This is a genomic window from Streptococcus sp. HMSC36C04 (genome assembly GCF_001839535.1).
Taxonomy (GTDB): Bacteria; Bacillota; Bacilli; order Lactobacillales; family Streptococcaceae; genus Streptococcus; species Streptococcus hominis.
The window spans coordinates 99,967-117,916 of the sequence record NZ_KV841591.1; the positions used below are offsets into that span (position 1 = coordinate 99,967).

At 38.4% G+C, this 17,950-nt stretch carries 17 protein-coding genes, 1 tRNA gene and 1 pseudogene; 15 read left to right on the forward strand and 4 right to left on the reverse strand.

All coding sequences use genetic code 11. The annotated features are described in order from the left end of the window. Window positions 1–107 precede the first annotated feature (107 nt). From rplS to HMPREF3249_RS05115, 6 genes and pseudogenes are all read left to right on the forward strand, one after another. Window positions 108–455: a 50S ribosomal protein L19 gene (gene rplS, locus HMPREF3249_RS05090; protein WP_003024326.1), complete on the forward strand. Its 348-nt coding sequence runs from the start codon at window positions 108–110 to the stop codon at window positions 453–455. 39 nt (window positions 456–494) lie between these two features. Then, window positions 495–566: transfer RNA gene (locus HMPREF3249_RS05095), tRNA-Arg, on the forward strand. A gap of 130 nt (window positions 567–696) precedes the next feature. Beyond that, entirely contained in the window at window positions 697–1,395 is a 699-nt protein-coding gene (locus HMPREF3249_RS05100; RefSeq protein WP_059220783.1) for an alpha/beta fold hydrolase, read from the forward strand. A gap of 385 nt (window positions 1,396–1,780) precedes the next feature. Next, a pseudogene (locus HMPREF3249_RS05105) lies at window positions 1,781–2,235 on the forward strand (hypothetical protein). Between the two features lie 272 nt (window positions 2,236–2,507). Continuing rightward, window positions 2,508–3,182, forward strand: coding sequence for a response regulator transcription factor (locus HMPREF3249_RS05110; protein ID WP_070867508.1), 675 nt, complete (start codon window positions 2,508–2,510; stop codon window positions 3,180–3,182). Continuing rightward, window positions 3,172–4,518, forward strand: a complete 1,347-nt coding sequence (locus tag HMPREF3249_RS05115; RefSeq protein ID WP_059220781.1) for a sensor histidine kinase — start codon at window positions 3,172–3,174, stop codon at window positions 4,516–4,518. The genes HMPREF3249_RS05110 and HMPREF3249_RS05115 overlap by 11 nt, the downstream gene beginning before the upstream one ends. 427 nt (window positions 4,519–4,945) lie before the next feature. Here HMPREF3249_RS05115 and HMPREF3249_RS05120 read toward each other — a convergent pair whose 3' ends face one another. Further along, entirely contained in the window at window positions 4,946–6,394 is a 1,449-nt protein-coding gene (locus tag HMPREF3249_RS05120) for an alpha-amylase (RefSeq protein WP_059220779.1), read from the reverse strand. Between the two features lie 176 nt (window positions 6,395–6,570). On the opposite strand from HMPREF3249_RS05120, the gene HMPREF3249_RS05125 reads away from it, so the two are divergent. Next, window positions 6,571–8,184, forward strand: a complete 1,614-nt coding sequence (locus HMPREF3249_RS05125) for a M20/M25/M40 family metallo-hydrolase (protein ID WP_059220777.1) — start codon at window positions 6,571–6,573, stop codon at window positions 8,182–8,184. Window positions 8,185–8,231: 47 nt separating this feature from the next. On the opposite strand, the gene HMPREF3249_RS05130 is transcribed toward HMPREF3249_RS05125, so the two are convergent. The 3 genes from HMPREF3249_RS05130 to coaA form a co-directional block, all read right to left on the reverse strand. Next, entirely contained in the window at window positions 8,232–8,741 is a 510-nt protein-coding gene (locus tag HMPREF3249_RS05130; RefSeq protein ID WP_049533159.1) for a DNA topology modulation protein, read from the reverse strand. A 64-nt stretch (window positions 8,742–8,805) separates the two neighbouring features. Further along, window positions 8,806–9,057, reverse strand: coding sequence for a 30S ribosomal protein S20 (gene rpsT, locus HMPREF3249_RS05135; RefSeq protein ID WP_020999623.1), 252 nt, complete (start codon window positions 9,055–9,057; stop codon window positions 8,806–8,808). Between the two features lie 53 nt (window positions 9,058–9,110). Next, entirely contained in the window at window positions 9,111–10,031 is a 921-nt protein-coding gene (gene coaA, locus HMPREF3249_RS05140; protein ID WP_003029600.1) for a type I pantothenate kinase, read from the reverse strand. A gap of 95 nt (window positions 10,032–10,126) precedes the next feature. Between coaA and HMPREF3249_RS05145 the strand changes: the two genes are divergently transcribed. The 8 genes from HMPREF3249_RS05145 to HMPREF3249_RS05180 all read left to right on the forward strand — a co-directional run bounded on the left by HMPREF3249_RS05145 (window position 10,127) and on the right by HMPREF3249_RS05180 (window position 17,866). Then, the gene (locus HMPREF3249_RS05145; RefSeq protein WP_059220774.1) at window positions 10,127–10,720 is read left to right on the forward strand and encodes a class I SAM-dependent methyltransferase; all 594 of its coding nucleotides are present in this window, start codon (window positions 10,127–10,129) and stop codon (window positions 10,718–10,720) included. Further along, window positions 10,717–11,994 carry a pyrimidine-nucleoside phosphorylase gene (locus HMPREF3249_RS05150; protein ID WP_003029604.1) on the forward strand — a complete coding sequence of 426 codons (1,278 nt, stop codon included), beginning with the start codon at window positions 10,717–10,719 and terminating at the stop codon, window positions 11,992–11,994. Before HMPREF3249_RS05145 ends, HMPREF3249_RS05150 begins: the two co-directional genes overlap by 4 nt. 18 nt (window positions 11,995–12,012) lie before the next feature. Further along, window positions 12,013–12,675 carry a deoxyribose-phosphate aldolase gene (gene deoC, locus HMPREF3249_RS05155; protein ID WP_003029607.1) on the forward strand — a complete coding sequence of 221 codons (663 nt, stop codon included), beginning with the start codon at window positions 12,013–12,015 and terminating at the stop codon, window positions 12,673–12,675. Continuing rightward, on the forward strand, window positions 12,662–13,051 hold the full coding sequence (locus HMPREF3249_RS05160; protein WP_003042577.1) for a cytidine deaminase: 390 nt from the start codon (window positions 12,662–12,664) through the stop codon (window positions 13,049–13,051). The genes deoC and HMPREF3249_RS05160 overlap by 14 nt, the downstream gene beginning before the upstream one ends. Before the next feature lie 72 nt (window positions 13,052–13,123). Beyond that, on the forward strand, window positions 13,124–14,179 hold the full coding sequence (locus tag HMPREF3249_RS05165; protein WP_003024369.1) for a BMP family lipoprotein: 1,056 nt from the start codon (window positions 13,124–13,126) through the stop codon (window positions 14,177–14,179). A gap of 136 nt (window positions 14,180–14,315) precedes the next feature. Then, window positions 14,316–15,851 (forward strand): ABC transporter ATP-binding protein, encoded by a 1,536-nt coding sequence (locus HMPREF3249_RS05170; RefSeq protein ID WP_003024370.1) that lies wholly within the window; start codon window positions 14,316–14,318, stop codon window positions 15,849–15,851. Then, window positions 15,844–16,908, forward strand: coding sequence for an ABC transporter permease (locus tag HMPREF3249_RS05175; RefSeq protein ID WP_003042044.1), 1,065 nt, complete (start codon window positions 15,844–15,846; stop codon window positions 16,906–16,908). The genes HMPREF3249_RS05170 and HMPREF3249_RS05175 overlap by 8 nt, the downstream gene beginning before the upstream one ends. A 1-nt stretch (window position 16,909) precedes the next feature. Then, on the forward strand, window positions 16,910–17,866 hold the full coding sequence (locus HMPREF3249_RS05180) for an ABC transporter permease (protein WP_003024372.1): 957 nt from the start codon (window positions 16,910–16,912) through the stop codon (window positions 17,864–17,866). Window positions 17,867–17,950: the final 84 nt, after the last annotated feature.

Below are 17,950 nucleotides of genomic sequence, written 5' to 3' on the forward strand. Positions count from 1 at the left end.
TATTATAGAATTTGTTATAATATTAGTTAGTGCGCAATGGAAGCACTAGAAAACGACTAATCCGCTGTGGTCTTGAACTGCAAGATTAGTAAGATAGGAGAAGAAAAATGAATCCATTAATCCAAAGTTTGACTGAAGGTCAACTTCGTACTGATATTCCTGCATTCCGTCCTGGTGACACTGTTCGTGTTCATGCGAAAGTTGTCGAAGGAAATCGCGAACGTATCCAAATTTTCGAAGGTGTGGTTATCGCTCGTAAAGGTGCTGGTATTTCAGAAAACTATACTGTTCGTAAAATCTCTAACGGTGTAGGTGTTGAACGTATCTTCCCACTTCACACACCACGTGTTGAAAAGATTGAAGTAGTGCGTTACGGTAAAGTACGTCGTGCGAAATTGTATTACCTTCGTGCATTGCAAGGTAAAGCAGCGCGTATCAAAGAAATTCGCCGTTAATGTAGAATTAACTCTGTCACTTGGCAGAGTTTTTCTCTAGTCCCCTTAGTTCAATGGATATAACAACTCCCTCCTAAGGAGTAGTTGCTGGTTCGATTCCGGCAGGGGACATAATGTGTCCTCAAAAGTCCTTATTGTTGAAGGGCTTTTGTGTTTTTTGAGTTCAATATTTGCTTGTTATTCTCAATAAAATATAAAAGTAAACTTTGTTTTGGAAACATCTGACTGAAAGGATAAGAATATGAAGGCTTATTTTATTGGAGGACTAGGCTGCAATTGCTATTATCCCCAGGACTTTTTTAATGCACTGTCTTTTCCAGTTACTTATCTAGATATTTATGATTCTAGGTTGGAAGAGCAATTGATTTCATTACAGGCGTTGAAAGATTGGTTTATGGCACAAGTTGATATGGATGACGATATTCTGTTAATAGCCCATTCTTTGGGAGCAGATTTAGCAGTTTATCTAACAAGTGTCTATGATAAAATTACGCATCTCGTCTTATTAGATGGTGGATACATTAATATGGATAAAATTTGCCCTTTGAATGTAGAAATTGAAGATTCTCTGAATTATCTTCAAACGAGTGTTTATGAAAGCCTAAAGAAAGCTGTTATAACTGAAAAACAAAGCTCTGCTGTATGGTCAGAAGATTTGGAGAGGGCGGCAAAAGAAAGTTTTGTTTTTGATAAAGTTCAAAAACATTGGCATTTAAGCTTATCTAAAAAGTTAATGACTCATTTATTGACAATAAGACGGCAAGCTTTTAGAAATTTGTCCTTTTTGAAAAATAAAAATGCAATTTTGTTCATTCCAGAAATAAATAAGGAAACGCCAATTTGGAAAAAGAGGGCTATACAGACCATCCCGAACTTTCTAAACCTCATAGAAATGACTAGCTGTAGTCATTCATTGTATATGGAAAAACCGAAAGAATAGCAGCATTACTTGAAGATAAAATGGAAATTAGGTCACTCTTTTGAGAAAAGAGACTATGCTCTTTGCCTTTTCTAGGACAAGTTTTATGAGATAATCTTCTAAACTAAATTGGAATATTCTGATTTAGTTTTTTCTTTTTATATTTTGTGTATCATTTTACTATTTTCTCTCTTTATTTTTAGTTTCTTTTAAGAAAAAATTCAGTCACTTTTAAGAAAAAGTAGATATGATAGTTCCATTCAAAAGAAAGGACGTGATGAGATGAAAAACTCAAAGTTAAATTTGTTTGTCTGATAAATTTTGGCATCAAAGAAGTTATTGTGGCAATACTCTTTGGAATGCAATCTCTGAACGCTTAAAAATAGAAAGAAGGAATTTGACAAAAATGAAACAAGAGAACACAAGTAAGAAAGAGAAGATGATCATGGTTGAAAAAAGTACCAAATGGTGGATGACCGTTGTAGCGAGCGGATCACTCGCTGTTGGTCTTCTCGGTGGGCTAGGCATTGGTTCTTTGGCAACGAATGCTCTCAATCAGCAGGCAAAAGTACAGACAAGCACAACAACTCAGGCACAGAATAACCAGCAACAGGGGAACCAAAATCAAGGTGGTCCGGGAATGCCTCCAGGCGGACAACAAAACGGAAATAATCAAGACGATCCAAATGGAATGCCACCCCAACAAAATGGCAACCAAAGTGACAATAGTAACAGCCAAAATGGCTCAGGAAACAGTAATAACTCAAAGAAAAAGCTCCATCAAATGCTGACGGTTCGACTAAATCAGATAAGAATAGTAGTACGACAGAAAATAATGACTCAAGTACAACAAATTCTTAATATTTCAGAGAAAGTCATGATATAATAGAATCAGAATAATAGAAAGTCAGTAGATTGATTTTTGGCAAGACAATGCGAAAGCATTACTTAGTTCACGATGAAGGGAGCGGGCAGAACTGAACATTCAAAATGTTTTTTAGTTCGTGGCTTTATCCCCTTAAGCCTCAAAGTACTGTTTTGAGCAATCAGCTACTGCGCCGTTAGTTTAGTGCATAACGAATTTTGAAACTAGGAACTTTTGTTCCAGACTTGTATTTTAGAAGGAAAAGCATATGATTAAGATTCTATTAGTGGAAGACGACCTCGGTCTATCTAATTCAGTATTTGATTTTTTGGATGATTTTGCAGATGTCATGCAAGTTTTTGACGGTGAGGAAGGATTGTACGAGGCTGAGAGTGGCGTGTACGATCTTATCTTGCTTGATTTGATGTTGCCAGAAAAAGACGGTTTCCAAGTATTGAAGGAATTACGTAAAAAGGGATTTACAACACCGGTATTGATTATGACAGCTAAAGAGAGTTTGAATGATAAAGGACATGGCTTTGAGCTGGGAGCTGACGATTATTTGACCAAACCATTTTATTTGGAAGAGTTAAAAATGCGGATTCAAGCTCTTTTGAAACGATCGGGCAAGTTTAATGAAAATACTCTTTCTTATGGCGATGTCACTGTTAATTTATCAACTAACACAACACTTGTAGACGGAAATGAAGTAGAATTGCTCGGAAAAGAATTTGACTTGCTGGTGTATTTCTTGCAAAATCAAAATGTCATTTTGCCTAAGACACAGATTTTCGATCGCTTGTGGGGATTTGATAGTGATACAACGATTTCAGTCGTAGAAGTCTATGTTTCAAAAATCCGGAAAAAATTGAAAGGGACGACCTTTGCGAACAATCTTCAAACGCTTCGCAGCGTCGGATATATTTTAAAAGATGCTGAATAAACTAAAAAAAACATGGTATGCGGATGATTTTTCTTATTTCATTCGCAATTTTGGTATTTTTACTCTCATTTTCTCAGCCATGACTCTGATTATCATTCAGGTGATGCGCTCAAGCCTTTATACAACGGTCGATAATAACTTGAAAAGTCTCAGTCAGGATTCCGCTTCTGTCATCAATTTGGCGCTCGCTCGGAGAGTGGGGCTGGAACAGAAGTCAGACAACGGAGAGCCTAAAGCCGATACGGGTGACAAAGAGCTTACTGATAAACCAAATGTCAGTGCCAATACGGAAGTTATCTTATTTGATAAGGATTACAAGCCGATTATTACTAGCAATAATTTTCTGGGACTTAACAAACTTTCCTTTAATAGCAAGCAATTGGATCGCATTCGGCAAGTTCAAGTAAAAAGCAATTATGGGCGTGAAGAAACCTATCGGACGATTTTATTTAAGGTGAAATTGCCTAATTTGGAAACGAACGTTAAATACGCAGCTGTCTTTATCAATATCAGCCAATTGGAACAAACCAGTCAAAATCATGAGCATCTAATAGTCGTGGTAATGATTAGTTTCTGGGGAATTTCTTTGATTGCAAGTGTCTATCTGGCTCGGGTTAGTGTTAAACCTTTGTTGGAGAGTATTCAAAAGCAAAAGAGCTTTGTTGAAAATGCTAGCCACGAGTTGCGCACACCTCTAGCAGTTTTGCAAAATCGCTTGGAAACCTTGTTTAGAAAACCAGAAGCCACCATTATGGAATCAAGCGAAAGCATTGCTTCTAGTTTGGATGAAGTGCGAAACATGAAAATGTTGACGACAAATCTACTCAATCTAGCACGACGCGATGACGGGATTAAACCAGAAATTGGCGATGTCGAGCCAAATTTCTTTAATACGACCTTTACCAACTATGAGATGGTTGCCGCAGAAAATGGGAAAACTTTCCGATTTGACAATAGGATTCACCGCATGATTAAAACAGACAAGACCTTGCTGAAGCAATTGATGACAATTCTGTTTGATAATGCCTTGAAATATACAGATGAAGACGGTGTAATTGAGTTGACGATTTCAGCGAATGACCGGACCCTTTTTTTGAAAGTTGCAGATAATGGTCCGGGGATTAGTACGGCAGATAAGAAAAAGATTTTTGATCGTTTTTATCGTGTTGATAAAGCACGGACTCGGCAGACAGGCGGTTTTGGTCTAGGCTTGTCGCTTGCAAAGCAAATCACAGAAGCCCTTAAAGGGACTATTACGGTGAAAGATAATAAGCCGAAAGGAACCATTTTTGAGGTGAAGATTGCCATTAGAACGGACAATAGAAAGAAAAAATAAGTCAGGAATAACTTGTATCCATAGGGGGAAAGTTGTTTCGGAAGATGAGAAAAACACGAACAAAGTCAGGATCAGTTGTTGGCTATCTTGATCTGTTCGTGTTTTTATCTTGTTTAAAAGCAGAGTTGAATGGTTGAGGCTGGGATGCCAACGTTGCTTTCGTCAGCCGGGCGGACGGACTGCCTGAGTTTTAGTTTATGCTGTCAGTCGAGCGGACGAGTTGTCTAACTTTTAGTTTATGCTGTCAGCCGGGCGGACGAGTTGCCTGACTTTTAGTTTATGCTGTCAGCCGGGCGGACGGACTGCCTAAGTTTTAGTTTATACCGTCAGCTGAGCGGCGGACAAGACTCCCAACTTTCGGTTTGCTTTGTCGCCCTAATCGACAGAGAGAACGAATTTTGGTTTCAATCTTGCTGTGTTCTTTATTTTATTGCACAGACCAGACACTAACTGACTTTTCTGCAACTGGGAAATCTGCCCAGCCGTCTTTTTTGATTGTCACGATTGAAGAGCTGTTTCCTAAGCAATCTTTGAACTCCTTACCAGCCCAATTTTCACCAACATACATGCGTTTTGAATTTGCTTGGTCGTTACTTATGATGACAGCGATTGGTTGTTCGTTGTCTTTTCCTGAACGAGTCCAAGCGATACAATGCTCGTCATCAAAATAATCAGTCTGTTCTCCATAGGCTAAGTTGAGCCGAATGTCTAACAGTTTATCTAGGACTTCTTGGAAACTTTGTTGAGCGAACTCGCCCTTGATGCCATAGTAATCTCCGTAGAACACACAAGGAAGCCCAGCTTCACGAAGCAAAATAAGCGCATAAGCAGCAGGTTTAAACCATTCTTCAACAGTTGATTCTAGCGCTTGTCCACGTTGTGTGTCGTGATTATCGACAAAAGTAACAGCCGATTTAGGGTGGTTTTTGACAAGCGTTTGTTCAAAAATATTTCGCAAATCATAGTCCGCCCCAGCACGGCTAGCATCAAATAAGTTGTGGTGCAGTTTGACATCTACGAGATCAAAACGATAGTCAATACTTCCTAAATAATCGTTATTTGCAGTTTCATCACCATTCCAAAACTCTCCAAAGACATAGAAATCTTCTCCATACTTCGCCATAATGTCGCGGATAAAATTTCCCATAAAGAAAGAGTCAATATGCTTAATAGCGTCCAATCTAAAGCCATGAATGCCGGTCGTTTCGATAAACCAATCTGCCCAATCATAAAGGTTTTGAATGACTTCTGGGTGCTTAAAATCAAGGTCAGCGTACATAAGATAGTCGAAATTTCCATTTTCATTGTCCACCAAGTCATCATCAGCCCAACCTTTGTTATCCCCTTGAATGAGGTAAATCCCTGATTTATTTCGCTTAGCGTCATAATCCGTCCCTGTAAAGTGGTACCAATGCCATTCAAAATCATTGTATTTTTTATGGCGACCAGGGAATGTGAACTTAGTCCAGCCTTTTATTTCAAAAGGTTCAGAGAGGGCGACTGTACGATCGTTTGGGTCAACTTCAATAACAGTAAATCGCTCTTTGTAATCTGCTGCTGCTTTGTGATTTAAAACGATATCTGCAATAGGCTCAATCCCATTTTCTTTGAGTGCTGAGATAGCCTTCAAATAGTCTTTCTTAAAGCCATACTTTGTCCGAACGGTTCCTTTTTGGTCAAATTCGCCCAAGTCAAATAAGTCATAAATGCCGTAGCCGACATCATTAGAACTAGTTGCTTTGAAAGCAGGTGGCATCCAAACCTTGCGAATCCCTTTAGAAGCTAGATGTGGAGCGTCTGTTGCCAAACGATTCCAATGTTGCCCGTCATTTGGTAGATACCATTCAAAATATTGCATCAATGTTTGATTTTTCATACGAGATACCTCTTTCTTGTCTTGTTGGCTATTATTTTAGCAAAATAATCTTTACAACGCAAACGTTTGCGTAAATTTTATAGAGTCAAAGGATGAAAAAAAGATTGAAACGATGATTGTTGAGGTATATAATAAGGCTAGTGAGCTATTTTTATAAAAAGTTGAAGGAGCCATTGATGAAAAATAGGATTCAAGATATTTTTGACAAGAGCATGGCGATTGAGAGTTTCACGCATACGAGTTCAGAAAGAAATATTGAAAATTTTCTCAATCAATATATTGGCAGTTTGCCGTATTTTCAAGAGCATTCAGATTACTTTGGCACCTATCAGATTTCGGATGATATTTATCGACGTAATGTTAATTGGGCTTTGGTAAAACGTCATCATACAGATACAGTAATTTTGTTTCACCACCATGATACAGTTGATATCGAGGACTTTGGCAATTTAAAAGAAATTGCTTTTGACAATGCTGCTTTGAAAAAGGCTTTAGCGAGTGCTTCATTAGGTCAAGATGTACTAGAAGATATCGGTTCTAACGAATGGCAGTTTGGTCGTGGGTCATGTGATATGAAAGCTGCATTGGCTTTGCAATTGGGAGTAGTAACAGAATATGCGAGCAAAGCAGAAGGAAAAGTGAATCTTCTTTATTTATCAGTTGGAGATGAGGAATCCTATTCTCAGGGAATGCGATCTGCTGTAGGTTTGCTTGCTAATCTGAAAAAGAAATTTCATCTGAATTATATCTTGGCGATTGATTCAGAACCATTTGAAAGTCCTTCAGCTCAAGAAAAAGTATTGCATGTTGGAACAGTTGGGAAAATGATGCCTGTCGTGGTGACGCAGGGTATTCTATCCCACATGAAAGAACCTCTCAAGGGTATCAATGCTGTTTCACTCCTCGCAAAAGTAGTGGAAAAAATTGACCTTAATCCCTGCTTGTCGGATTCAATTTATGGAGAGCAAGCCCCTTTGCCTTCGTGGTCTTACATGCGTGATTTGAAGGAAAATTATGATGTGTCAACTGTTCTCAGAGCAGCAGGTTATTTTAGTGTTCTTTATTTAGATAAAAGTCCGAAAGAGCTGATGGCGACGATTCAACATCTCTGCCAAGGAGCTGTTGATGAATTTTATGAGCGTTATCAGGCTTTGCAGGTGATTTATAAAGAGGATAAAAAAGTCACAAAACCTCGTGTATTGACTTATGAAGAGTTAATCCAGTTATGTCAAAAGAAGGCTGGATTTGAAGAATTTATGCACAAGGTAAACCAATTTGCTTATAAAGCATTTCAAGCGGGCTCAAGCTATCAAGAAATAACCATTGCAACTGTTCAAAAGGTGTTAGATTTCTATGATAAAAAGGAAGCATTTGTTGTGCTGGCTATCGCACCACCTTATTATCCTTCTATGAATTGTCGGCATCTGAAAAATAGTGTGGTTGATATTGAAAAACTCATTGCATTTTATAGGAATTACTTGGTTGAACAAGGAGCTAGTCGTTTAAAAGTCGAAGAATTCTTTATGGGAATCTGTGACATTAGTTACTGTGCTTTAGAAAAATCTGTTAAAGAGTATCAGAAAATTATCGAGAGTATGGCTGTTCCTGAACATTTATATTCGATTGATTTTGAGAAAATTCAGGACATCAATGTTCCTGGCATCAATCTAGGACCCTGGGGAAAAGATTTACATCAGTTGACGGAACGCGTCTATGAAAAGGATATGTTGGAGACGATTCCTCAATTTCTGTTATATTTGCTAGAACATATTGACAGTATTAAAAAATAAAAAACAAGAGCTATCTTCTTAACTGAATTGAATATAGCTCTTGTCTTTTATGAAAATTGCTCTAAAAAGTTATCTAGTTCTTTTTGGTTATGAAGAACTATAAATTTGTAGGGATACATTTTTTGAAGTTTCTTATATCGTTTCCGAATGTTAGCAGTTCGTCCGTCATGTAAGATCCAGCGGATAAATTCCCAGTCAAACTTTTCAGGACAGCCTTGTGCCATGCTGTCTCTGACCTCACCTCTGTTCTTGGAATAACGCTTTACAGCCCGTAAAAGACAATCCCAAGGCGAGAAATTTAAAAAAATAATTTGGTCTGCTTGCTCCATTCTCTCTTCATAGCAGCAGGAGCTGTAGTTTCCGTCTATCACCCAGCTTTCTTTGGCTTCTAAAAAATCCTTAACTTGCTCTTGCATCCAGTTGCGGTCGCTCATTTCCCAATTGGGTAGAAATTGTAGCGTGTCCAAATGAAGCAGTGAGATGTCATAATGTTTTGCTAAATATTTAGCAAGTGTAGACTTTCCAGAGCCGGAGTAGCCGATAATTGCGATTTTCATATAGAGCCTTTCTTACCGATGCAACAAAAAAAGCTCCACTGAGCTCTTTTTTACGTTATGCAGATTATTTTGCAAGTTTGCTAGCAAGGCGTGCTTTGTCGCGGCTCGCTTTGTTTTTGTGGATCAAACCTTTAGTTTCTGCTTTATCGATAGCTGAGCTTGCAGCACGGAAAAGTTCTTCAGAAGGGTTTGCTTCAAATGCTTTAATTGCAGAACGCATAGCTGATTTTTGAGCTGAGTTTTTTTCGTTTTGTTTAACGTTTAATTCAGCGCGTTTGATAGCTGATTTAATATTTGCCAATGTTTTCACCTCCAATGATATACTAACTATCTAATTATATATGAAAAGTTGAGATTTGACAAGCTTTTTTATTTTTTTAAGTAAATTTCATCAATCTCATGATTTTCTGTTTTATGAAGAATAATTTCAGCTCGGTTGCGTGTGGGTTCGATATAATCCTGTAAATTGACAAGATTAATAGATTTCCAGACATTTTGAGCAAATTCCATAACTTTGTTTTCTGGCTGAGAAGTGAAAGGATGATAATAGTTATTTGGTTCTTCTTTTGCTAAAGTGAGCAATTTTTTAAAGCGGTCCAGATACCAAGTTTCGATATTTTCAACTTCTGCATCCACGTAAATCGAAAAATCAAAGAAATCCGTCATATAGAGGCGTTCATTTTGTGGATTTTGAAAAACATTGATACCTTCAACGATGACAAAATCTGCGGCTGTAACATACTGTTTTTCGTCTGGAACAATATCATAAATTTCATGAGAATAAACAGGAATTTGATAATCCTTTCCATTTTTGATATTGTCCAAAAAGTCAAGCAAGAGCCCCATATTATAGCTTTCTGGAAAGCCTTTGCGCTTGAGAAGATTTTGATCCTGCAAGTGAGCATTTGGATAAAGAAATCCGTCCGTCGTCACCAATTCAACAGTTGCATTTGAAAATGTCCGAGATAAAAGGATTTGCAAGAGCCGACTGGTAGTAGATTTTCCAACAGCAACGCTGCCAGAGACACCGATAATAAACGGTTGGCGTTTGATAGCTTTCTGTAAAAAAATCCCTTTTGAAAATGCTAAATCTTCTTTTGAGCGCTTATAAATTTGGATGAGATTGGTCAAGGGAAGATAAACATCTGTTACATCTTGAAGGCTAATCTTATCATTGAAACTTTTGATAGAATTCAATTCTTTTTGCGTCAAAGGCGGGGTTGTTTTACGATGCAGATTTTGCCAAGTTTTTCGACTAATTTTTTCAAAATGGATAAATTCGTTATTCATAGAGGACTCCTATTAATATGACCATTAGTATATCATAATTTTAAACAAATTGTAAACGGTTTACAAATAAAAGGTCTTTATGTTAAAATAGTTTTATGACTAAAATGTATTTCGCAGAAAATCCAGATGCAGAGCATGATATTCACGAATTGAAGGTTCAGCTTCTGGGTCAAAAGATGACTTTCTTGACTGATGCAGGAGTCTTTAGTAAGAAAATGATTGATTATGGCAGTCAAGCTCTTTTAAAGTGTCTTGATTTTCATAAGCAAGAAAGCGTATTAGATGTTGGTTGTGGCTATGGAACATTGGGACTGACTTTGGTCAAAGCTAAAGAAGTCGAAGCGACGCTTGTTGATATAAATCAGCGTGCTCTTGATTTGGCGCGTCAAAATGCCGAGCGTAATCAAGTTCTAGCTACGATTTTTCAATCTAATATTTATCAAAATGTAGAAGGGAGATTTCATCATATTATCAGCAATCCACCGATTCGAGCTGGGAAACAGATTGTTCATGAGGTGATTACAGGAAGTTATACGCACTTACTAGACGGTGGGGATTTAACCATTGTTATTCAAAAAAAACAAGGGGCACCAAGTGCAAAAGCTAAGATGGAAGATGTATTCGGAAACTGCGAAATTCTAAAAAAAGATAAGGGATATTATATCCTTAGAAGTAGGAAGGAAATATGAGAGCAGTTGATGTGATTCAGAAAAAGCGGGACGGCTTAGAATTAACCAGCGATGAAATCAAGTGGTTAATTGAAGGATATGTTGCCGGAACTGTGCCAGATTATCAAATGTCAGCTTTTGCAATGGCAGTATATTTTAAAGGCATGAGCACTCGCGAGATTTCTGATTTGACGATGACTATGGTAGGGACAGGTCAGCAAATTGATTTGTCAGCTATATCTGGCGTTAAGGTTGATAAGCATTCAACCGGAGGCGTAGGAGACAAGGTAACGCTTGTACTGGTGCCTTTGGTAGCTAGTTTTGGAATCCCTGTTGCTAAAATGAGCGGTCGTGGACTCGGTCACACAGGGGGAACGCTTGATAAATTAGAATCCATTAAAGGATTTCAAATTGAGCGCAGCCAAGAAGAATTTATTAAGCAAGTACAGGATATTGGACTATCCGTCATTGGTCAGTCAAATCAGTTGGTGAAAGCTGATAAGTTACTTTATGCTTTGCGTGATGTGACGGCGACAGTTGATACCATTCCTTTAATTGCAAGTTCTGTTATGAGCAAGAAAATTGCAGCTGGTGCGGATAGCATTTTGTTAGACGTGACAGTTGGGGAAGGCGCATTTATGAAAAATCTAGAAGATGCGCGTGCTCTAGCTCGTACAATGGTTGATTTAGGAAAGGCGGTTGGGCGTAGGACGACAGCAGTTATTACTGATATGAGCCAACCTCTGGGAACTAGCATTGGTAATCGTTTGGAAATCCTTGAAGCTTTGGATATCCTGCAAGGAAAAGGACGAGAAGATGTAACAGAATTTATTTGTGAATTAGGTCAAATCATGCTCAGCTTAGCAAATGTTGAAAAAACTGTAAAAGAAGTGCGGGAACATCTATTTGATGGATCGGCACTGCAAAAATTTGAAGCCATGGTTGTTGCACAAGGTGGCGATTTAGAAGATTTGTACCGCCCTTCATCAGCAAAATACGTTGTAGAAGTGACTGCAGATGAAGCGGGTTATATTTCTGAATTACCAGCGATGGAGTTTGGTTTATTTGCTATGCGGCTGGGTGCAGGTCGAGCTGTGAAATCTGATGCATTAGACTTTGAAACAGGAATTGTTTTTGAAAAGAAAGTCGGAGAATCAATCAAAATTGGTGAAATTGTCGCAAAAGTTTATGCAAATGAAAAAATTTCACAAGAACTAGTTACAGAATTCAAAAAAAATGTTAAAATAAGTAATGAGTCAAAAAAAGTTCAAGAGATTATTGAAGTAATCGCTTAACTTACAGGAGAACCGAAAATGAAGTTAAATAAATACATCGATCATACGCTTTTGAAACCAGATGCTCAACAAGAGCAAATTGAAAAATTGATTGAAGAAGCAAGAGAATATGATTTTGCAAGTGTTTGTGTTAATCCAACATGGGTCAGTTTTGCAACAGAAGGATTACGAGATACAGATGTTAAGGTTTGTACGGTTATTGGTTTCCCTTTGGGTGCAAATACACCTGCTGTAAAAGCTTTTGAGGCAAAAGATGCCATTAAGAACGGAGCAGACGAAGTGGATATGGTGATCAACATTGGTGCTTTGAAATCTCAAAATCTGGTGTTGGTAGAAGAAGATATTGCTGCTGTTGTGGAAGCAAGCGGTGACACACTTGTAAAAGTAATTATCGAAACTTGTTTGTTAACTGATGAAGAAAAAGTTGTAGCGTGTCAGTTAGCCCAAAAAGCTGGTGCAGACTTTGTAAAAACTTCAACTGGATTTTCAACTGGAGGCGCTACTGTTCATGATGTGGCGTTGATGAGAAAAGTAGTTGGTCCGGATATGGGGGTCAAAGCTTCAGGAGGCGCTCGCTCATACGAAGATGCAGTCGCATTTATTGAAGCAGGCGCAACGCGTATTGGAGCTTCTTCTGGTGTAGCCATTATGAAAGGAGAAAAAGCTAGTGGCGACTACTGAGTTGATTGATCTAGCTATTGAGACAAGTAAAAAGGCCTACGTTCCTTATTCTCATTTTCCAATCGGTGCTGTACTAGTAGCAAAAAATGGTCAGATTTTTACAGGTGTGAACATTGAAAATGCTAGTTTTGGTTTGACAAATTGCGGGGAACGCACAGCTATTTTTAAAGCGGTTTCTGAAGGTGTCACAGACTTTGAGGAGTTAATCGTCTACGGTGAAACCGAACAGCCTGTTTCTCCATGCGGAGCTTGTCGACAAGTAATGGCCGAATTTTTTTCTAAGGATTTAAAGGTAACGCTTGTTGCCAAAGATAAATCGACGGTCGTGATGACGGTCAAGGAATTACTTCCATATTCTTTTACTAACTTAGACTAGTTAGTAAAAAAGGTCATTTGACCATAGTTAATCTTGCAACGTTGTTGCACATCTTATTTAGGAGGTTCAGAGATGAACAAGAAACAATGGCTAGGCCTTGGTCTAGTAGCTGTCGCAGCAATTGGACTTGCTGCATGTGGTAACCGTGCATCTAAATCAGATAATAAAGATGCAAAGACGGATTTGAAAGCTGCAATTGTTACAGATACAGGTGGTGTAGATGATAAATCATTTAACCAATCTGCTTGGGAAGGTTTGCAAGCTTGGGGTAAAGAAAATGGATTGACAAAAGACCATGGCTTTACTTACTTCCAATCTACAAACGAATCTGAATACGCTACAAACCTTGAGCAAGCTGCTTCTAGCAATTACAAATTAGTATTTGGTATTGGATTTGCTCTTCGTAATGCAGTAGAATCTGCTGCAAAGGATCACTCTGATATTAACTATGTTATTATTGATGATGAAATTAAAGGTCAAAAGAATGTAGCTTCTGCACTCTTTGCAGATAACGAAGCTGCTTACCTTGCTGGTGTGGCTGCAGCCAAAACAACTAAAACAAAAATGATTGGTTTTGTTGGTGGTATCAAAGGTGCTGTATTAACTCGTTTTGAAAAAGGTTTTGAAGCTGGTGTGAAATCAGTAGATCCTTCTATTAAGATTGATGTGAAATACGCTGAAAGCTTTGGAGATGCTTCTAAAGGGAAGACGATTGCAGCAGCTCAATATGCAGCTGGTGCAGATGTTGTTTATCAAGTAGCCGGTGGTACTGGTGCTGGTGTATTCAACGAAGCAAAATCTATCAACGAAACTAGAAATGAATCTGACAAAGTTTGGGTTATCGGTGTTGACCGCGACCAAAACGATGAAGGTAAATACAAATCTAAAGACGGCAAAGAATCTAACTTTGTTTTGGCATCTAGCTTGAAAAAAGTTGGTGGTACTGTAAAAGATATTGCTAACAAAACAGCAAAAGATAAATTCCCAGGAGGAAAAACTACAACTTACGGTCTGAAAGACGGTGGGGTAGATTTGACAACTAAGAACTTATCAGATGATGCTAAAAAAGCTGTTGAAGATGCAAAAGCAAAAATCCTTGACGGAAGTATTAAAGTTCCTACAGAATAAATAATAACCTGATACTCAAGAAGCGACCTTCGTGGGTCGCTTTTTTGAGATTGAGACAGCTTTTGTCTCAGTAAAGCTGGCTAATCTTTTAGTGAGTTTTACTGAAATAAAATAATTTCTGAAAGGAATCAATCATATGGCACATGAGAATGTCATTGAAATGCACGAAATAACCAAGATTTTTGGTGAATTTGTCGCAAATGATAAAATCAACTTAAATCTAAGACGCGGTGAAATTCATGCACTTTTAGGAGAAAACGGAGCGGGCAAGTCTACTCTGATGAATATGTTGGCTGGCTTGCTTGAGCCAACAAGTGGTGAGATTACTGTGAATGGAAAATCAGTGACAATTGATTCTCCATCGAAATCAGCATCTTTAGGAATTGGAATGGTTCACCAGCATTTCATGCTGGTAGAGGCTTTTACGGTTGCTGAAAATATCATTTTGGGTAGTGAAACGACCAAAAATGGTGTTTTAGATATTCGAAAGGCAATCAAAGACATCAAGGAACTATCCGAAAAATATGGTTTAGCTGTGGATCCGACTGCAAAAGTTGAAGATATTTCAGTCGGTGCGCAACAACGTGTTGAAATCTTGAAAACATTGTATCGTGGCGCAGATATCTTGATTTTTGACGAACCAACAGCAGTATTAACTCCTTCGGAAATTGAAGAACTAGAACATATCATGAAAAATCTAGTTAAGGAAGGAAAATCCATCATTTTGATTACGCACAAATTGGATGAAATCCGTGCTGTTTCTGATCGTGTCACTGTCATCCGTCGTGGTAAGAGTATTCAAACCGTTGAGATTGGTGGCGCAACGAATAAAGATCTTGCTGAAATGATGGTGGGACGTTCGGTATCCTTTACAACGGAAAAAGAAGCTTCAAATCCAAAAGAAGTTGTTCTATCTATTAAGGATTTGGTTGTGAATGAGAATCGTGGTGTGCCTGCTGTTAAAAATTTATCTTTGGATGTACGAGCTGGTGAAATTGTTGGGATTGCCGGGATTGATGGCAATGGACAAAGCGAGCTAGTTCAAGCAATCACAGGTCTTCGAAAGGTGAAATCAGGTAGCATTACCATTAAGGGTAAAGAAGTCGTTGGCTTATCTCCGCGGAAAATTACCGAAATGCAAGTTAGTCATGTGCCGGAAGACCGTCATCGTGATGGCTTGGTTTTAGATATGATGTTGTCTGAGAATATGGCTCTGCAAACTTATTACAAGGAGCCATTAAGCAAAAATGGAATTTTGAATTACAATAATATCACTTCTTATGCACGAAAGTTAATGGATGAATTTGATGTTCGGGCTGCAAGTGAAAGTGTTCCAGCATCTGCTCTTTCAGGAGGAAATCAACAAAAAGCCATTATTGCTCGTGAAATAGACCGCAATCCTGACCTTTTAATCGTTAGTCAGCCAACTCGTGGATTAGACGTCGGAGCGATTGAATACATTCATAAACGTTTGATTGAAGAACGTGATAAGGGTAAAGCAGTACTTGTTGTCAGCTTTGAATTAGATGAAATCCTGAATGTTTCAGACCGTATCGCTGTTATCCATGATGGTAAGATTCAAGGTATTGTTACCCCAGCAGAAACAAATAAACAAGAGTTGGGTATCTTGATGGCTGGTGGTGAAATTAAGAAGGGAGATTCAAATGACTAAGAAAACACAGCAAATTGCGGTGCCTTTGATTTCCGTTGTTCTTGGAATTTTACTCGGTGCCATTATCATGTGGATTTTTGGCTATGATGCTATCTGGGGTTATGAAGAGTTGTTCAAAGCTGCTTTTGGTACTATCCGCAGTATTGGTGAAATTTTCCGTGCAATGGGTCCACTTATTTTAATTGCTCTTGGGTTTGCAGTAGCAAGTCGGGCTGGATTCTTTAATGTCGGCTTGCCAGGGCAAGCTTTAGCTGGTTGGATTTTGAGTGGCTGGTTTGCACTTTCATTTCCTAATCTTCCTCGTCCAATTATGATTCTTTCTACAGTTGTCATTGCAGCAGTAGCTGGTGGGATTATCGGTGCTATTCCTGGTATTCTTCGTGCTTATTTGGGAACGAGTGAAGTTATCGTTACGATTATGATGAACTACATCGTTCTTTATGTTGGAAATGCAATGATTCATAGTTTCCCAAAAAGTGTTATGCAAAGTATTGACTCAAGTGTTAAAGTTGGAGCTAATGCAACCTATCAAACAGAATGGCTACGAGCATTGACCAATAATTCACGGATGAATATCGGAATCTTCTTTGCGGTCATTGCAGTTGTCCTTATTTGGTTTATGCTGAAAAAAACAACGCTTGGATTTGAAATCCGTTCTGTCGGGCTAAATCCAAATGCGAGTGAATATGCAGGGATGTCTGCTAAAAGAACAATTATCCTTTCAATGATTATCTCAGGTGCTCTTGCCGGTGTCGGAGGTGTTGTTGAAGGACTTGGAACTTTCCAAAATGTCTATGTACAAGGAAGTTCCCTAGCTGTCGGTTTTAATGGTATGGCCGTTAGCTTGCTGGCAAATAATTCACCAATTGGTATTCTCTTTGCAGCATTCTTATTTGCCGTGCTTCAAGTCGGAGCTCCAGGTATGAACACCGCAACGATTCCAGCGGAATTGGTCAATATTGTAACAGCATCAATTATTTTCTTTGTAAGTATTCATTACATCATTGAACACTTTATCAAACCAAGAAAACAAGCAAAAGTAAAGGGAGGAAAATAAGATGAATTTTGTAACAATGTTAAGTCTGTTAGTTTCCTCTATGCTGATTTATGCGGCACCTTTAATCTTTACTAGTATCGGTGGTGCCTTCTCAGAGCATGCTGGGATTGTCAATGTCGGACTTGAAGGTATTATGGTTATGGGAGCTTTCTCAGGAGTTGTCTTTAACCTTACTTTTGTGAATACCTTTGGAAGTTTAACTCCTTGGTTAGCACTTTTAGTCGGTGGTATTGTGGGACTAATTTTCTCACTCATTCATGCTGTAGCGACTATCAATTTCCGTGCGGACCACGTTGTCAGTGGTACAGTGCTCAATTTGATGGCGCCTGCGTTAGCGATTTTCTTGGTAAAAGCTTTCTATAATAAAGGGCAAACAGATAATATTCAAGTATCATTTGGTAAATTTAATTTTCCACTATTATCAGATATTCCAGTCATTGGAGATATCTTCTTTAAACATACCAGCTTAATGGGGTATATTGCAGTTGCATTTGCTTTCCTAGCATGGTTCATTATGTTTAAGACGAAATTTGGGCTTCGTTTGCGCTCCGTAGGGGAACACCCACAAGCGGCAGACACCCTCGGTATCAATGTTTATCTCATGCGTTATTACGGTGTGATGATTTCAGGTTTTCTTGGCGGTGTTGGTGGAGCGATTTATGCACAATCTATTTCCGTAAATTTCGCTGCTACAACCATTATCGGACCAGGATTCATCTCACTGGCTGCTATGATTTTTGGTAAATGGAATCCAATTGGCGCTATGCTTTCAAGTTTATTCTTTGGACTATCTCAAAGTTTGGCCGTTATCGGAAGTCAATTACCATTCCTATCACATGTACCAGCTGTGTACCTACAAATTGCACCTTATGTATTGACTATTGTTGTGTTGGCAGCATTCTTCGGAAAAGCTGTTGCACCAAAAGCAGACGGTGTCAATTATATTAAATCAAAATAAACTATTGCAAAAAGCCAAGTTACTTTTCAAAGTAGCCTGGCTTTTTTGATAAGATAAATTGCAAGAATAAGTGCAACATTTATT

Bases quoted from the DNA above. Each gene is read 5' to 3' on its own strand.
- rplS (WP_003024326.1), top strand. From the start codon at position 108: ATGAATCCATTAATCCAAAGTTTGACTGAAGGTCAACTTCGTACTGAT.
- HMPREF3249_RS05100 (WP_059220783.1), top strand. From the start codon at position 697: ATGAAGGCTTATTTTATTGGAGGACTAGGCTGCAATTGCTATTATCCC.
- HMPREF3249_RS05110 (WP_070867508.1), top strand. From the start codon at position 2,508: ATGATTAAGATTCTATTAGTGGAAGACGACCTCGGTCTATCTAATTCA.
- HMPREF3249_RS05115 (WP_059220781.1), top strand. From the start codon at position 3,172: ATGCTGAATAAACTAAAAAAAACATGGTATGCGGATGATTTTTCTTAT.
- HMPREF3249_RS05120 (WP_059220779.1), bottom strand. From the start codon at position 6,394: ATGAAAAATCAAACATTGATGCAATATTTTGAATGGTATCTACCAAAT.
- HMPREF3249_RS05125 (WP_059220777.1), top strand. From the start codon at position 6,571: ATGAAAAATAGGATTCAAGATATTTTTGACAAGAGCATGGCGATTGAG.
- HMPREF3249_RS05130 (WP_049533159.1), bottom strand. From the start codon at position 8,741: ATGAAAATCGCAATTATCGGCTACTCCGGCTCTGGAAAGTCTACACTT.
- coaA (WP_003029600.1), bottom strand. From the start codon at position 10,031: ATGAATAACGAATTTATCCATTTTGAAAAAATTAGTCGAAAAACTTGG.
- HMPREF3249_RS05145 (WP_059220774.1), top strand. From the start codon at position 10,127: ATGACTAAAATGTATTTCGCAGAAAATCCAGATGCAGAGCATGATATT.
- HMPREF3249_RS05150 (WP_003029604.1), top strand. From the start codon at position 10,717: ATGAGAGCAGTTGATGTGATTCAGAAAAAGCGGGACGGCTTAGAATTA.
- deoC (WP_003029607.1), top strand. From the start codon at position 12,013: ATGAAGTTAAATAAATACATCGATCATACGCTTTTGAAACCAGATGCT.
- HMPREF3249_RS05165 (WP_003024369.1), top strand. From the start codon at position 13,124: ATGAACAAGAAACAATGGCTAGGCCTTGGTCTAGTAGCTGTCGCAGCA.
- HMPREF3249_RS05170 (WP_003024370.1), top strand. From the start codon at position 14,316: ATGGCACATGAGAATGTCATTGAAATGCACGAAATAACCAAGATTTTT.
- HMPREF3249_RS05175 (WP_003042044.1), top strand. From the start codon at position 15,844: ATGACTAAGAAAACACAGCAAATTGCGGTGCCTTTGATTTCCGTTGTT.
- HMPREF3249_RS05180 (WP_003024372.1), top strand. From the start codon at position 16,910: ATGAATTTTGTAACAATGTTAAGTCTGTTAGTTTCCTCTATGCTGATT.